This is a genomic window from Pseudomonas sp. HP_08, from assembly GCF_055284095.1.
In genome coordinates this window covers 55296-69444 of record NZ_JBTOQC010000018.1, presented here as the reverse complement: position 1 = coordinate 69444, position 14149 = coordinate 55296, and the positions used below count along the sequence as shown (strand labels likewise).

8 protein-coding genes are annotated in these 14149 nt (G+C 63.2%); 6 read left to right on the top strand and 2 right to left on the bottom strand.

Annotated features, from left to right (window positions below):
* Positions 1–53: 53 nt before the first annotated feature.
* Positions 54–1703, bottom strand: a complete 1650-nt coding sequence (locus ACYAS9_RS17300; RefSeq protein ID WP_463569491.1) for a diguanylate cyclase — start codon at positions 1701–1703, stop codon at positions 54–56.
* Between the two features lie 258 nt (positions 1704–1961).
* Between ACYAS9_RS17300 and ACYAS9_RS17295 the strand changes: the two genes are divergently transcribed.
* The 5 genes from ACYAS9_RS17295 (at position 1962) to ACYAS9_RS17275 (ending at position 7711) form a co-directional block, all read left to right on the top strand.
* Positions 1962–3041 (top strand): DUF2333 family protein, encoded by a 1080-nt coding sequence (locus ACYAS9_RS17295; RefSeq protein WP_463569490.1) that lies wholly within the window; start codon positions 1962–1964, stop codon positions 3039–3041.
* Positions 3042–3050: 9 nt separating this feature from the next.
* Positions 3051–3602 (top strand): NUDIX hydrolase, encoded by a 552-nt coding sequence (locus ACYAS9_RS17290; RefSeq protein ID WP_463569528.1) that lies wholly within the window; start codon positions 3051–3053, stop codon positions 3600–3602.
* 165 nt (positions 3603–3767) lie between these two features.
* Entirely contained in the window at positions 3768–4139 is a 372-nt protein-coding gene (locus ACYAS9_RS17285) for a translation initiation factor Sui1 (protein WP_463569489.1), read from the top strand.
* Between the two features lie 75 nt (positions 4140–4214).
* Entirely contained in the window at positions 4215–6128 is a 1914-nt protein-coding gene (gene speA / locus ACYAS9_RS17280; RefSeq protein WP_463569488.1) for an arginine decarboxylase, read from the top strand.
* 152 nt (positions 6129–6280) lie between these two features.
* Complete coding sequence (locus ACYAS9_RS17275) at positions 6281–7711, top strand: contractile injection system protein, VgrG/Pvc8 family (protein ID WP_463569487.1); 1431 nt, start codon at positions 6281–6283, stop codon at positions 7709–7711.
* Here ACYAS9_RS17275 and ACYAS9_RS17270 read toward each other — a convergent pair.
* Complete coding sequence (locus ACYAS9_RS17270) at positions 7613–8953, bottom strand: MATE family efflux transporter (RefSeq protein WP_463569527.1); 1341 nt, start codon at positions 8951–8953, stop codon at positions 7613–7615. The genes ACYAS9_RS17275 and ACYAS9_RS17270 overlap by 99 nt on opposite strands.
* 192 nt (positions 8954–9145) lie before the next feature.
* Between ACYAS9_RS17270 and ACYAS9_RS17265 the strand changes: the two genes are divergently transcribed.
* A complete protein-coding gene (locus ACYAS9_RS17265; protein ID WP_463569486.1) occupies positions 9146–14113 on the top strand; it encodes an alpha-2-macroglobulin family protein in 4968 nt (1655 codons plus the stop codon).
* Positions 14114–14149: the final 36 nt, after the last annotated feature.

Sequence of the window (14149 nt, the reverse complement as noted above, 5' to 3'; positions counted from 1 at the left end):
ATTTACCGTCGCGTTTTTCGGAATTTTCACTCAAGGAGTTTGCCAATCGCTCCCTAAACCTCCGGTATCACCACGTGATACGGCACCGCATTCACCGCCGACTGCACCTGATTACGCCCGGCTTTCTTGGCGCGGTACAGCGCCTTGTCGGCCTGTGCGGCCAGGGTCTGGCTGTCGTCGTCCGGTCCCAGCGCTACAACGCCTGCGCTGAAGGTACACACCAGGTCCACAGGCTGGGCGGGATAGTGAATTTCCGAGAAACGCTGGCGGATTTCTTCAAGCACCTTGTGGGCGTTATGAATCTGCGTATCGGGCATCACGATCGCGAACTCCTCGCCGCCATAACGGCCGATGAAGTCGGTCTTGCGCAGGCGCTGCTTGAGAAACAGCGCCAGGCTGCGAATGACCCGGTCGCCCATGGGATGGCCGTGGCTGTCGTTGACCTTCTTGAAGTGGTCGATGTCGAGCATGGCAAAGCACAGCGACTGGTGTTCGCGGCGTGCCTGGAAGCTGCAATCGTCGAGCAACTGCAGAATGTGCGTGTGGTTATACAGCCCGGTCAGGCTGTCGCGGACCATGTGCGCCTTGAGGTTGCGCGCCCGTGCTACCCGGTTGCGCACGGTAGTCACCAGATGCCGCGGCTTGATGGGCTTGGTCAGAAAGTCGTCGCCACCTTCGCTCATGGCATCGAGCTGTTTGTCCAGGTCATCTTCGGCCGACAGATAGATGATCGGCACACTGACATAACGGTCGTTGTGGCGAATGACCTTGGCCAGTTCCGTGCCGGTGCAGCCCGGCATGTACATGTCGAGAATGATCAGGTCGGGCTGGAAGTGCGCCAGCTCGGCCATCGCCTGGATCGGGTCGAGCAGGGTGCGGGTGACGATGCCGGCATTGTTCAGGACTCGCTCGGTGTAGGCCGCCTGGGCCCGTGAGTCATCGATGATCAGCACCCTGAAGGGCTCGTATTGCGTCGAAAAGGTCAGGGCTTCGAGCTTTTCCAGCAGGCTGGCCGTTTCCAGCGTGCCGGTGAGAAACTCTTCGCCGCCGGCACGTACCGCTTGCAGGCGGGTCGGGGTGTCGGTTTCGCCGGTGCTGAAAAACAGCAGTGGCAGCTTCTGTTCCAGGCCGTGCTGGATATCGCCTGCCAGCTTCAGGCCTGCGCCCGCGCCGGCAAAGTCGATGTCCATGACGATGGCGGCAGGCAAGCGTTCGAGCAGCGCGGCCTGCACTGCCGCAACGCTGTCCAGCGGCAGCGCGGGCCAGCCGAAGAACTCCAGTTGCCGGGCCAGACGCTCGGCCTGTTCGTGATTTTGCAGGGCGATGTGTACCGGCTTGCGCAGCGGTGGCAGGGTAATGTGTGCAAGCGTGTCGCCTTGGCGCAGGCCGGTGCGCGACAGGCGCTGCATCAAGCGATTGAGGTCGGTGATCAATTCGCTATTAAGGCGCCCGCGATTGGCCTCGATATTGTCCAGAGTGGCGCCCAGCGCATGGGCCAGTTCGCGGTGTTCGGGCTGCTCGAAACGCTCGGCGAAGCGCGACAGACGCAGCGCTGAATCTTTAAGCTCGGCCAGGTCGGTCTCGGTCCATTCGCCTTTATGCAGACGCTGCCAGGTCTCCAGAATCTGGCGTGCCTGATGAATGACCCGCTGGGCGAAATGGTGCTTCAGGCGTTCGCGACTGGGGTCGGCTGGTTCGCTCATGTCGAGGCTACTGTTCGAGGCTGCGGTCGAAACACAGGGAATGAAGCTGATGTCTCAATGCTATCACTTATGCCATGGGCAAGGTCTACCGTAAGTCACTTCCCCGTCACAATTGCCCGTTACGACATCCAATCGTTGTGTCGCGACTGCCACGGCATAAAAAGCACGCTGCACGTACCGGCCAAACGCACCTTGCGGTAAGGTTGCGGTCACAGCTTTTGAGCACTGTTCCTCCCCAAGACCCAAAGGACCCCCACCATGCTGGATTGGAAAAACCGCGCAGGCAGCGCGGGTGAGCGCAGCGCCGACACGGCGACGGTCAAAAGACGCGGTTACCTGGGCAGCCTTTTCTACAGTCGCGCCCTGGGTGCACTGATTGTCATTTATCTGCTGGTGGCCCTGGTGGTCGGCTGGTACTGGAGCAAGGAACCGGCACTGTTTCCGGTGCAGCAGAATGCCCAGGCTGCCGCCGAGCGCGAAGGCAAGCAGATGGTGATTGGCTACACCACCGTCGAAACCCTCAAAACAGTGACCGGCACGCTGCTCAACAAGCGCGGCGGCTATCTGTCCAACGACCGCCTGCCGCCAGGCCTGTGGCTCGACAACATCCCGAGCTGGGAATACGGTGTGCTGGTGCAGGTCCGCGACCTGAGCCGTGCGCTGCGCAAGGATTTTGCCCGTTCTCAGTCGCAGTCGGCTGAAGATGGCGATCTGGCACGCGCCGAGCCGCTGTTCAACTTCAACAACCGCAGCTGGGTCCTGCCCTCCAGCGAGTCGCAGTATCAGGAAGGCATCAATGCCCTGAGCCGCTACCAGGCGCGCCTGTCGGACCCGAACCAGCGCAACGCGCTGTTTTATGCCCGCGCCGACAACCTCAATAACTGGCTGGGCGATGTCGGCACCCGTCTGGGCTCGCTGTCGCAACGCCTGTCGGCCAGTGTTGGCCGGGTCAAGCTCAACACCACGCTGAAAACCGAGGCGCTGGCGCAGGTCAAGCCGGGTGAAGTGCCACAGGTCGATGAAGAAATCGTCGAAACCCCATGGCTGGAAATCGACAACGTGTTCTACGAAGCACGTGGCCAGGCGTGGGCACTGTCGCATCTGCTGCGCGCCATCGAGGTCGACTTCGCCGATGTACTGGCCAAGAAGAACGCGACGGTCAGCGTGCGTCAGATCATCCGCGAACTTGAGGCTTCGCAAGAGCCGCTGTGGAGCCCGATGATCCTCAATGGCAGCGGCTTCGGTGTATTCGCCAACCACTCGCTGGTCATGGCCAACTACATTTCGCGGGCCAACGCGGCGGTCATCGACCTGCGTCAACTGCTGAACCAGGGTTGACCGGTGAGTTTGCCGGAAGGTACGCCTGAGCAAGAGGTCGCCCACCGGGCGGCCTCGGATGCCGAACAGGTCGCCTGGGTCGACGAGCACGATCAGTTACTGGGCGCCGTGCCGCGTATCGAGTTGCGCGAGCGCAGCCTGATCGGGCGCGGCACCTTCATTCTGTTGTTCAACTCACGCGGCGAGCTGTGCGTGCACCGGCGCACCTTGAGCAAGGCGGTCTATCCCGGTTACTGGGACGTGGCCGCCGGCGGTCTGGTCGGTCCCGATGAAAGCTACGCCGAATCGGCTGCCCGCGAGCTTGAAGAAGAGTTGGGCATCAGTGGTGTGCCATTACAGGCGCATGGCCGGTTTTTGTTCGACGAACGCGGCAACCGGCTGTGGTGCGCGGTGTTCAGCGCTGTTTCGGATGCCCCGCTCAGGTTGCAACCTGAAGAGGTACTGGAGGCCACTTTTCTGCCGATTGAAGAGGCCGTGCGCCTGGGCCGTGAAAAGCCTTGCTGCCCCGACTCGCTGGTCGCGCTACAGCGCTATCTGCAACAGGTCGCAAAAGCTCAGTAAATTGGCGCATTCGCACCCTTAGCAATCCGGTATTTTGCCGTTACACTTCGCGCCCTTCGGGCAGCACAGGCTGTCCGAAAGCGCTGCCCCTGCCAGAGTGGGGCCTCGCGGTCGGCTCTGTACCGGGCCCGACCCATTGTTCGGTCCTCAACAAGAGGATTTCTCGTGGCCAAGAAAGCCGCTTCTTTCGCAGCCCTCGGTGGGCTGGTGTATTCCACTGACGCCGGGCGCCATTGTCCCGACTGCAGCAAACCTGTCGACGCCTGTATCTGCAAGCAATCGGCAATTCCCGAAGGCGACGGTATTGCCCGTGTACGCCGCGAAAGCAAAGGCCGGGGCGGCAAGACCGTCACCACCATTACAGGCGTGCCGCTGGCCGAAGAGCCACTCAAGGAGCTGGCCAAGGTGCTCAAACAGCGCTGCGGCACTGGCGGCTCGCTGAAGGACGGTGTGATCGAGATTCAGGGCGATCATGTCGAACTGCTGCTGGCCGAGCTGGTCAAGAAAGGCTTCAAGGCCAGAAAATCCGGCGGCTAAACCGTCATTTGCGCACTCTATACTGCGCCCGGTCGGACTCGTCCGACGTTACCGACTTATCTATAGGGGACTTCGATGTCCGTACGACGCACACGCAAAGACGATGGCAGCCAATGGACCGTGGCAGACAGCCGCAGTGTTTATGGCATTCGCCATTGGGGCGCCGGTTATTTCGCCATCAACGAAGCCGGTCGCGTTGAAGTCCGCCCCAACGGTGCAGGCAGCACCCCGATCGATCTGTATGAACAGGTCGATAACCTGCGCAAGAGCGGCCTGAGCCTGCCCTTGCTGGTGCGCTTCCCCGACATTCTGCAAGACCGGGTGCGCCAGTTGACCGGCGCGTTCGATGAGAACATTGCGCGCCTGGAATACCAGAGCCGCTACACCGCGTTGTACCCGATCAAGGTCAACCAGCAAGAAGCGGTGGTGGAAAACATCATTGCCACCCAGGACGTTTCGATCGGTCTTGAAGCCGGCTCCAAGCCTGAACTGATGGCCGTGCTGGCGCTGGCGCCCAAGGGCGGCACCATCGTCTGCAACGGTTACAAGGACCGTGAGTTCATCCGTCTGGCGCTGATGGGCCAGAAGATTGGCCACAACGTGTTCATCGTCATCGAGAAAGAATCCGAAGTCGCACTGGTGATCGAGGAGGCCGCCGAACTCAAGGTGGCGCCGCAGATCGGCCTGCGTGTGCGTTTGTCGTCGCTGGCATCGAGCAAATGGGCCGACACCGGTGGCGAGAAGTCCAAGTTCGGCCTGTCGGCGGCGCAACTGCTGTCGGTGGTCGAGCGCTTCCGTCAGGCCGGCCTGGACCAGGGCATTCGCCTGCTGCACTTTCATATGGGCTCGCAGATCGCCAACCTGGCCGACTACCAGCACGGCTTCAAGGAAGCGATCCGTTATTACGGCGAACTGCGCAGCCTCGGCCTGCCGGTGGATCACATCGATGTCGGCGGCGGCCTTGGTGTCGACTACGACGGCACCCATTCGCGCAACGCCAGCTCGATCAACTACGACATCGACGATTACGCCGGTGTCGTGGTCGGCATGCTCAAGGAGTTCTGCGACGCACAAGGTTTGCCGCACCCGCACATCTTCTCCGAAAGCGGCCGCTCGCTGACCGCGCACCACGCCGTGCTGGTGGTCCAGGTCACTGACGTGGAACGCCATAACGATCAGGTGCCGCAAGTCGACGACAAGGAAAACCTGCCGGAAACCGTACAGTGGCTGGTTGACCTGCTCGGCCCGACCGATCTGGAGATGGTCACCGAAACCTACTGGCGCGCCACGCACTACATGAGCGACATCGCTTCGCAGTACGCCGACGGCAAGATCACCCTGGCGCAAAAGGCGCTGGGCGAGCAGTGCTATTTCGCCGTGTGCCGGCGCCTGCACAACTCGCTCAAGGCGCGTCAGCGTTCGCATCGCCAGGTGCTCGACGAACTCAACGACAAGCTGGCCGACAAGTACATCTGCAACTTCTCGGTGTTCCAGAGCCTGCCCGATACCTGGGCCATCGGCCAGGTACTGCCGATCATCCCGCTGCATCGCCTGGACGAAGAGCCGGTGCGTCGCGCGGTGCTGCAGGACCTGACCTGCGACTCGGACGGCAAGATCAACCAGTACGTCGACGAGCAGAGCATCGAGACCAGCATGCCGGTGCACGCCATCGAAGAAGGCGAGGACTACCTGCTGGGGATCTTCCTGGTGGGTGCCTATCAGGAAATCCTCGGCGACATGCACAACCTGTTCGGTGACACCGACTCGGTGAACATCTACCAGAACCAGGACGGCAGCGTGTACCACGCCGGTATCGAGACCCACGACACCATCGAAGACATGCTGCGCTATGTGCACTTGTCGCCGGAGGAGTTGATGACTCACTACCGCGACAAGGTCGCCAGCGCCAGAATCACCCCGCGCGAGCGCACCCAGTTCCTGGATGCCCTGCGTTTGGGGCTGACCCGCTCTTCGTACCTGTCGTCGTGATGGAAGTGGGCCAGACGACGTTCGTCTGGCCCCACTCATGTAAGAAAAAGCCTCAGGCGCTGTAGGGCGCTTCCTGTTATTGCTCCGGCTCTCTACCTGGCCACGCTTCTCGACCAGAATTGGCATTCGCCTTGCCATGTAGAGACCCTCCAATGCCCGATTCACCGAGCGTGCCGCGCTTCCGCCTGGAGATCGGCGGCGGGCGGCAGCGTCTGGCCGTTGTGTCTTTTCGGGGCCGTGAAGCGATCAGCCAGCCCTATACCTTTACCCTCGATGTGCTTTGCAGCACTGACATCACCCCCGCACAACTGATGTACCAGCCGGCTTTTCTGGCCGTGGATGAGGGGCGCGCAGGGTTTCATGGGCAGATCCACGCCGTGACCCGCAATCACTACCGGCCGGGACCGGTGAGTTTGCGCGTGAGCCTCGGCCCGCGCCTGGCATGCCTGGCGCAGCGCCACACCTCCAGGGTGTTCCAGCACATGAGCGCCACGCAGATCATCGACCAGGTGCTGAGCGAGCACGGGTTGCTGGAAGACAGCTACCGCTTCGAACTCAAGACGCTGTGCACCGAGCGAGCGTTTTGCGCCCAGTACCGCGAGAACGACCTGCAATTCATCCAGCGCCTGTGCGCCGAAGAGAGCATTCACTATCACTTTGTCCACTCGCCCCGGCACCACGAACTGGTGTTTGGCAGTGGCCTCCACGGCGCCCGCCGTACGCCCGAAGCGCCTTGGCGTACGCGGCTGGATGTACCGGGAGTGACGCGCTTCACGGTGTGCCATACCGCGCCTGCCGAAGCGAAAAGCCGCGTCGGCCAGCGCGCCGAAGGGCACAGCACGCTGCCCTTTGTCAGCAGCGGGCACTTGCTGCCGCTGACCGGCCATGCGCGCGCTGAATGCAATCACCTGTGGCGGGTGACGCATGTCGAGCACCGCGGCGCCGGCGCTTACGGCAACCGTTTTGTGGCCTTGCCGTGGGAGGTGGGCATCAGCGTGCCGCAGGTACTGGCCGAGGGTTTGCCGGCCTTGCAGCGGGCGTGGCTGGTCGGTCCGCCAGGGCAGGATGTACTGCACGATGCGGTCGGACGGGTGCGGGTGCAGTTCGAGTGGGCCTTGCAAGGCCATGGCGCACGCTTCGCCGATTGCTGGTTGCCGGTCGATGCGGGCGCAGGCGGGCCACTGCAAGGCGGCATGGCGGTGCTGGTGGGTTCGCCGGCGCCTCCCGATACCGTGCCGGTGGTCATTGCCTGTCTCGATCACCGCCCGCACGAACCGCTGCGTATGGGCGATACGCCGCCCACGGTTCAGGCCCGGCTCGACGCGGGCTGGCTGCTGGGCGAGGGCGGCGTAATGAACATTGACGACGGCCCGTCTGTAACGCTGGCAGCGGGCGCCGAACTGGTGTTGCAGGTTGGCGCCAGCGAGGTTCGTCTGGATGCCCACGGCCTGAGCCTGACAAGCCCGGCAGTGAACTTCAGCGTGTCAGCGACTGAACCAGCCGTCATCGCGGCTCAGGCGCCAGGCGATGTGGCCCAGGCTCAGCCCGCGCAGCAGGGTGAAGAGCAGGAAGGTCAGCCATAGCGCGTGGTTGCCATGGTTGTAGGCCAGAGCGGCGACCGGTGCGATCAGCGCCGCGCTGACCAGCATGGCATTGCGCATTTCCCGGGCGCGGGTGGCGCCGATGAACAGCCCGTCGAGCAAATAGCTCCAGACCGCCAGCAGCGGCATCGCAGCCAGGTAAGGCAGATAAGCGATGGCGGTCTCGCGCACCGCCGGGATATCGGTCTGCAGAATGATGAACCAGTGCCCGCCGGCCAGAAACGCCGCCGCAAACAGCAGGCTGGCGATCAGCGACCAGCCGCCGGCGACCACCAGATAGCGGCGCAGCGCGGTGCGGTCACGGGCACCGATGGCATGCCCGCACAGCGCCTCGACCGCGTGCGCCAGGCCGTCCAGCGCATGCGAGGTCAGCAGCAGGCCATTAAGCAGCAAAGCATTGGCCGCCACCGTCACATCGCCGAGCCGCGCACCCTGCACGGTGATCAGAAACATCACCGATTGCAGCGCCAGGGTGCGCAGAAAGATATCGCGGTTGACCCCCAGCAGCGGCCGCCAGTTGCGCCACAGCGCCAAGGCCCGCCAGGCAATCTGCCCCGGCCAGGCACGCAGGCTGCCACGGGTCAGCGCCAGGCCCAGCAACACACCGAGCCATTCCGCCAGCACCGAGGCACGCGCCGAACCGACCACGCCCCAATCCAGGCCCAGCACGAACCACAAGTTGAAGGCGATGTTGGCAAGGTTGGTGGTCAGCAGAATCGCCAGCGGCGCCCGGGCGTTCTGGGTGCCGAGAAACCAGCCGATCAGGGCAAAGCTGGCCAGGGTCGCGGGCAGGCCGTACAGCCGGGTATGAAAGAAATCCAGCGCCGACTGCTGCAACTCGGCCGAAGGCTGCATCAAGCCTAGCGCCACGTGACTGAACGGCACCGCCAGCGCCGCCAGGCTCAAGGCCAGGCCCAGCGCCAGCAACAGCCCTTGCAGCAAGATGCGCCGCAACGCCGCGCCGTCATCGCGCCCAGCCGCCTGGGCTGCAAAACCGGTGGTGCCCATGCGCAGAAAGCCCATGCCCCAGGCCAGGAAGGTGTACAGGGTCGAACCGACGGCCACCGCGCCCAGTTGATGGGCATGCGGCAAATGGCCGATGACGATGCTGTCGACCAGCGCCACCAGCGGCACAGAGATATTCGACACGATCATCGGCGTCGCCAGGCCCCAGACCCGTTTGTGGGCAGGGCGATGACGCCAGTCGCTGGACAGCGTGGACAGATGGATAGACATGCAGGCTCCGGTCAGGGGCCGGCATTGTAACGAGCCCATGGTGCCCAGTCACAATGCCGTCCCTACAGGGCGTGTTCCGGGGGATTGAGAACGAAGTCACAACTGTGTGGTCTACACGCCGACCCACCACGGTGACTGCTATATAGTCACCCCTTTCCTCTTGCTGTCGACGAGTGTCCCATGCTCAACAAAGGACTGTTCCTGGCTTGCGCGCTTGCGCTACTCAGTGCCTGCGATTCTTCCTCCACCGATAAACCGGCGACGCCGCCTGCGCCCGCACAGGCGTCTGCGCCTGCGGCCAGCCAGCCGGCGAAACCGAAACCTGCAGTTGATCTGCCGGCCCTGGCCAAGCGCTATGAAGGCCGCGAGCTGACGGTGGTGGATGTCTCGGAAATCCAGGTCGAAGGGGCCAGTACCCTGTCGGTCAGTGTGTCTGTGCCGCTGGACCCTGAGCAGAAATTCGCTGAAAAGCTGCATCTGGTCGACAGCAAGAACGGCAAGGTCGATGGCGCCTGGGAGCTGTCGGATAACCTCATGGAGCTGCGCCTGCGCCACCTTGAGCCGCAGCGCAAACTGGTGCTGACCGTCGATGCCGGCCTGCAAGGCATCAACAAGGCCAAGCTGGCCAATGAATTCAGCGCCCGCCTGGAAACCCGCGACCTGCAAGCCACCGTCGGTTTCGCCAGCCGTGGCAGCCTGTTGCCGACCCGCCTGGCCGAGGGCCTGCCGGTGATCGCGCTGAACGTCGACAAGGTCGATGTCGAATTCTTCCGCATCAAGCCTGACCAGTTGCCGAACTTCCTCGCGAACTGGGAAGGTTCGTCGAGTCTGTCGGCGTACAACTCCGAAGAGCTGCTGCCACTGGCCGACCTGGTCTACGGCGGGCGCTTCGACCTCAAGCCTGCGCGCAACACCCGCGAAACCCTGCTGCTGCCGATTGCCGGCATCAAGCCGCTGCAACAGCCGGGCGTTTACCTGGCGGTCATGCGCGCTTCGGGCAAATACAGCTACACGCTGCCGGCGACCCTGTTCACCTTGAGTGACATCGGCCTGTCGGTGCACCGCTACAGCCAGCGCCTGGATGTATTCACCCAGGCACTGGAAGGCGGCAAGGCGCTGAGCGATGTTAATGTCGATGTCTATGACCAGGACGGCAAGGTCGTCGGTCAGGGCAAGACCGATGGCAAGGGCCATGCGCAACTGCCGCTGCCGGCCAAGGCCGCGCTGATTCTGGCGCACAAGGACGAACAGACCAGCCTGCTGCGCCTGAACAGCCCGGCGCTGGACCTGGCCGAGTTTGATATCTCCGGCCCGCAAGCCCACCCGTTGCAGTTCTTTATCTTCGGTCCGCGCGACCTGTATCGCCCAGGCGAAACCGTGCTGCTCAATGGTCTGTTGCGCGATCAGGACGGCAAGAGCGTCAAGGCGCAGCCGATCAACGTTGAAGTACGCCGCCCCGACGAGCAGGTCAGCCGCAAGTTTGTCTGGGAACCGGGCAGCAACGGCTTGTACCAGTACCAGTTGCAACTGGCCGAAGAGGCGCCGACCGGGCGCTGGCAGTTGGTCTACGACCTGGGCGACGGCAAGCCGCAACTGTATGAATTCAATGTCGAGGACTTCCTGCCCGAGCGGCTGGCGCTGGAGCTCAAGGGCAGCGAAACGCCGATCTCGCCCGAGCAGAACCCGCAATTCGAAATCACCGGTCGCTACCTGTACGGCGCTCCGGCATCGGGCAACAGCCTGACCGGCCAACTGTATGTACGGCCGCTGCGTGAAGCGGTGGAAAAACTGCCGGGCTATCAATTCGGTTCGATCACCGAAGAAGACCTGAAGATGGACCGCGAGCTGGACGGCTCGACCCTGGACGCCAACGGTGAGGCGCTGCTCGATGTGCAGACCGAGTGGGCCAAGGCCCGTTCGCCGCTGAACGTGATCGTGCAGGTCAGCCTGCAGGAATCCGGCGGTCGCCCGATCACGCGTCGTGTGGTGCAGCCGGTGTGGCCGGCCGAGCAATTGCCGGGCGTGCGTGCGCTGTTCGGCACCAGCACCGGTGAAGACGAATATGACGAAAGCGCCAGCCGTGGCGAAGCGCAGACCGATGGCGATGGTCCTGCCGAGTTCGAAATTCTGGTTGCCGACAGCGCCGGCAACAAGCTGGCCGCCGACAACGTCAAGGTGCGTCTGGTGCGCGAGCGCCGCGACTACTACTGGACTTACTCGGAGAGCGACGGCTGGAGCTACAACTTCAACGAGAAATTCCTCAGCCTCAACGAAGAAACCGTCAGCATCAAGAAAGACTCCACGGTCAAGGTCAGCTTCCCGGTGGAGTGGGGCCCGTACCGTGTCGAGGTTGAAGACCCGAGCACCGGTCTGGTCAGCAGCCTGCGTTTCTGGGCCGGCTACCGCTGGCAGGACAACGCCGAAGGCGGCGCCGTACGTCCCGACCAGGTCAAACTGGCGCTGGACAAGCCGGCGTATGGCGATGGCGACACCGCTAAAGTAACCGTCACACCGCCAGCGGCCGGCAAGGGCTATCTGCTGGTCGAGTCCAGTGAAGGTCCGCTGTGGTGGCAGGAAATCGATGTGCCGGCCGAGGGCAAGGCGTTCGATATCCCGCTGGACAAACAATGGGCGCGCCACGACCTGTACGTCAGCGCGCTGGTCATTCGTCCCGGCGAGCGCAAGGCCAATGTCACGCCAAAACGTGCCGTGGGCGTGCTGCACCTGCCGCTGGAACGTGGTCAGCGCAAACTGGCGCTGAGCGTTACTGCGCCTGAGAAAATGCGTCCCAAGCAACCGCTCAAGCTCAAACTGACGGCGAAAAACGCCGATGGCAGCGTGCCTAAACAGGTGCAGGTGCTGGTGTCGGCAGTGGACGTCGGCATTCTCAATATCACCCGTTACGCCACGCCTGATCCGTTCGCCAGCCTGTTCGGCCGCAAGGAATACGGCGCCGACCAGCTCGACATCTATGGCCAGTTGATCGAAGCCGGGCAGGGCCGTGTGGCCAGCCTGGCGTTCGGTGGTGATGCCTTGGCCAAGGGCGGCAAGCGTCCTGATACCAGCGTCACCATCGTGGCCCTGCAAAGTGCGCCGGTGACCCTCAACGAACAGGGCGAAGGCGAAGTCAGCGTCGATATTCCGGACTTCAACGGTGAATTGCGCCTGATGGCCCAGGCCTGGACCGACGAGCGCTATGGCATGGCCGAGGCCAAGACCGTGGTCGCAGCGCCATTGATCGCCGAACTGTCGACGCCGCGCTTCCTGGCCGGTGGTGACCAGACCAGCGTGGCGCTGGACCTGTCCAACCTGTCGGGCAAGCCGCAGAAGCTTGATGTGCAACTGTTCGCCGAAGGGCAACTGAGCATTCCCGGTGGCGACCAGTTCAAGACCGTGCAGTTGAAAGAAGGCCAGCGCATCACCCTCAAGGTGCCGGTGCAGGCGCAAGGCGGTCTGGGGCAGGGCAAGCTGCGGGTGCAGGTCGATGGCCTGGTGTTGCCGGGTGAGAACCTGCCGCCGCTGTCGCGCGAATGGACCATCGGCGTGCGCCCGGCGTACCCGGCCATGCTGCGTCATTACCGTGCAGTGCTGAACCAGGGGCAGGACTGGAGCCTGCCGGAAGGCGCGCTGCAAGCTTTCGAACCCGCAGGTCGTGAAGCCATGCTGTCGCTGTCGAGCCGTCCGCCGCTGAACCTTGGCGAGCAGATTCGTGCCCTTAAAGCCTATCCGTATGGTTGCCTGGAACAGACCGCCAGCGGCCTGTACCCCTCGCTGTACGCCGATGCCGCGACCCTCAAGCGTCTGGGCCTGACCGGCGAGCCGGATGCGGAGCGCAAGCGCAAGGTGGAAATCGGTATCGAACGCTTGCTGGGCATGCAGCGCTACAACGGCAGCTTTGGCCTGTGGGGCGCCGATGGCGATGAAGAATACTGGCTGACCGCGTACGTCACCGACTTCCTGCTGCGCGCACGCGATCAGGGCTTTGCGGTGCCGGCCGATGCCTTGAAAAAGGCCAACGAGCGCCTGATGCGTTACTTGCAGGAGCGTGGCCAGATCGAGGTCAGCTACAGCCAGAACGCCGAGCACACCCGCTTTGCCGTGCAGGCTTACGCAGGCCTAGTGCTGGCGCGCAGCCAACAGGCGCCGCTGGGCGCACTGCGTACGCTGTTCGAACGCCGCAGCGATGCCCGTTCAGGTCTGCCGCTGGTGCAACTGGCCATCGCGCTGGAAAAGATGGGCGACAAGCCACGTGCCGAACAAGCCTTGCAGGCTGGTCTGGCCATTGGCCGCAAAGGTAACGAGTGGCTGGCCGACTACGGCAGCCCGCTGCGCGATCAGGCGCTGATCCTGGCTTTGCTGGAAGAAAACAACCTGGGCGGCGAAGCGCGTAACCAGCGTCTGTTCGACCTGGCCGATCAACTGGCGGCCAGCCGCTACCTGTCGACCCAGGAGAGCAACTCGCTGTTCCTGGCCGGCCGCCACTTGCTCGGCAAGCCGGAGAAGGACTGGACCGCACTGCTGTCAGCCGGTGGGCAAAGCCGCGATATCAGCAACCGTCAGCCGGGCCTGAAACTCGATGGCACGCTGCTGGCCTCGCCCCTGTCGTTGAATAACCAGAGTGGCGAAACGCTGTACCAGCAACTGACCCTGTCCGGTTACCCGACCCAGGCCCCGGTGGCCGGTGGCGAGAACCTGAGCATTCGTCGCGAGTACCTGAGCCTCAACGGCCAGCCGCTCAACGTCGAAGCACTGAAAACCGGGCAACTGGTATTGGTCCACCTTGAAGTGTCTGCGCGTCAGCGGGTGCCGGATGCGCTGGTGGTCGACCTGCTGCCAGCGGGCCTGGAACTGGAAAACCAGAACCTGGCACAAAGTGCTGCCAGCCTGGAAGACGCCAGCGAGTCGGTGAAAAGCTTCCGCGAGTCGATGGAAAGCGCCGGTATCAAGCACCAGGAATACCGTGGCGACCGTTATGTCGCGGCCCTGGACATCAGCGGCAGCACCCGCGCGACGCACCTGCTGTACCTGGCCCGCGCGGTGACGCCAGGCGTGTACCGCGTACCGCCACCGCAGGTCGAGTCGATGTACCGTCCGAACTGGCAGGCACTGGGTGAAACGCCTGCGCAGATGGTGGTGAGGGGTAAATAAACGAAAACGGCGCGGTGTCCCGGACACCGCGCCGTC

Coding starts and splice junctions, on each gene's coding strand:
- ACYAS9_RS17300 (WP_463569491.1), bottom strand. CDS start 1,703: ATGAGCGAACCAGCCGACCCCAGTCGCGAACGCCTGAAGCACCATTTC.
- ACYAS9_RS17295 (WP_463569490.1), top strand. CDS start 1,962: ATGCTGGATTGGAAAAACCGCGCAGGCAGCGCGGGTGAGCGCAGCGCC.
- speA (WP_463569488.1), top strand. CDS start 4,215: ATGTCCGTACGACGCACACGCAAAGACGATGGCAGCCAATGGACCGTG.
- ACYAS9_RS17275 (WP_463569487.1), top strand. CDS start 6,281: ATGCCCGATTCACCGAGCGTGCCGCGCTTCCGCCTGGAGATCGGCGGC.
- ACYAS9_RS17265 (WP_463569486.1), top strand. CDS start 9,146: ATGCTCAACAAAGGACTGTTCCTGGCTTGCGCGCTTGCGCTACTCAGT.